General features: G+C 66.0%; 2 protein-coding genes. One reads left to right on the top strand and one right to left on the bottom strand.

The window, feature by feature from the left end; all coding sequences use genetic code 11:
* Positions 1–35: 35 nt before the first annotated feature.
* Positions 36–1,190, bottom strand: coding sequence for an IS630 family transposase (locus tag EV192_RS53490; protein WP_207926999.1), 1,155 nt, complete (start codon positions 1,188–1,190; stop codon positions 36–38).
* A gap of 61 nt (positions 1,191–1,251) precedes the next feature.
* Between EV192_RS53490 and EV192_RS53495 the strand changes: the two genes are divergently transcribed.
* The gene (locus tag EV192_RS53495; protein WP_132126534.1) at positions 1,252–1,599 is read left to right on the top strand and encodes a hypothetical protein; all 348 of its coding nucleotides are present in this window, start codon (positions 1,252–1,254) and stop codon (positions 1,597–1,599) included.
* Positions 1,600–1,616 lie beyond the last annotated feature (17 nt).

A 1,616-nucleotide genomic window follows, 5' to 3' on the forward strand; every position in this document is an offset into this window, starting at 1 on the left:
CTAGTGGTCACGACCGTTAGTTCGTCGGGGGTTGATCATGCTGCCAGTGGTTGAGGTGCGTGGCGATCGTGACGGCTGATTCTGTTGAGCAGTTGGTTGAGGTCATGGCTGGTGAAGGTCCAGTCGAACGGTTGTGCGGTGGCGTTGTAGCGGTCTTGGAAGGACAGCAGCCGTTGGGTGACCTCGTTGAGGTCGAGGAAGTCGTCGGGGGTGAGTGCTTTGCGTTGCACTGCGGAGAAGTAGATTTCCACTTGGTTCAACCATGAGGCGTGGACGGGTAAGTGGACCATGTGGGCGTTGGAGTAGGCGTCGTTCATTCGGGCTGCGGCGGCCCAGTTGCGGTGGGATGCCCCGTTGTCCACGATCCAGAACACGCGGCGGGCGCTGGCGTAGGGCTCGCTGGTCATGACCTGGTCGACCAGGCGGGAGAACGGGGCGATGCCGGTGGTGGGCTCGCAGCGACCGAGCACACAGGCTCGGTGGACGTCGTAGGCGGCGAAGTAGGCCAGGGTGCCGCCGCGGGCGTATTCGGATTCCACTCGCATCTTTCGGCGCGGGCCGGTGGGCAGGGTGTGGTGCTTGCGGTATCGGGCTTGGACGCCGGGTTTCTCGTCCGCACTGAGGACGAAGTCGTTGTCGCCCAATGGTTCGTCTTCCCATACGCGGGCATACAAATCGAGCGCCCTGGCGGCCTTGACCGCGAAGTACGGGTCACGAGGAAAGATCCACGAGCGATGCTGCCAGGGCTTGAGCGCATCCGCCGCTAACCATCGACGCACCGTGGAGGCCGATATCTGCTGGCAGACGCCACGGGCGACCGCTTCGCGGGCCAGGTCAGGGCTGCTCCACCGGGCCAGTGGCACGTCGGCGTGGGCGGGTAGTTCGCAGGCCAGTGCTTTGACCTCGGCCACGACCGTGGCCGGGAAGACCCGTGGCCGGCCGCTGCGCGGCCGGTCGGCCAGTCCTGGCAATCCCTCGTGGCAGAACCGTTTGCGCCACTTACGAACAGTGTCCTGGACGACCCCGAGTGCACGGGCGATACCGGCAGTGGACTGCTCATCGGCGGCGGCCAGCACGATCCGGGCCCGCAGCACCTGTCGATGCTCGGCACGACCGCGTCGCGCGAGAGCCTCTAGGGTCTTGCGATCCGCCGCGTCCAACGTGATCGCATACAGGCTCCGCGCAGCCACCAACCCACCCACTTCAAGATCGACTATGGATAGGGGACGGTATCGGGCAGGATCAGGGCCCATGGCCTCCCCGCCCGAGTCGACCAAGACCTCGCTGCGTCAACGCCTGCTGGCCCGCGCCCGGGAACGCTGGCCCCAACTAGCCACCGTGAACGTGCGCCACCACGGCGCGTTCGCCTACATCACCGGCGAACTCGCCGACGGCACCACCCTGCCGCTGATGCGCCTGCGCTACACCGGATCCGCCCGCGACTGGGGCTTCGCCATCTACCGCGCCAGCCACGAGGACTACGAGAATTCGATCCTGCCCAGCGGCTACCCCTTCGGCACCCCGCAGGAGGCACTCGACTGCGCCTGCGGGCTCTACCTCAACGACACCACCGCGTGGCTGAAACCCCCGACGAACTAACGGTCGTGACCACTAGT

This window comes from Actinocrispum wychmicini (assembly GCF_004345645.1).
In the GTDB taxonomy this organism is placed as follows: Bacteria; Actinomycetota; Actinomycetes; order Mycobacteriales; family Pseudonocardiaceae; genus Kibdelosporangium; species Kibdelosporangium wychmicini.

Excerpts from the sequence above, each read along its gene's own strand:
- EV192_RS53495 (WP_132126534.1), top strand. The coding sequence starts at position 1,252 with ATGGCCTCCCCGCCCGAGTCGACCAAGACCTCGCTGCGTCAACGCCTG.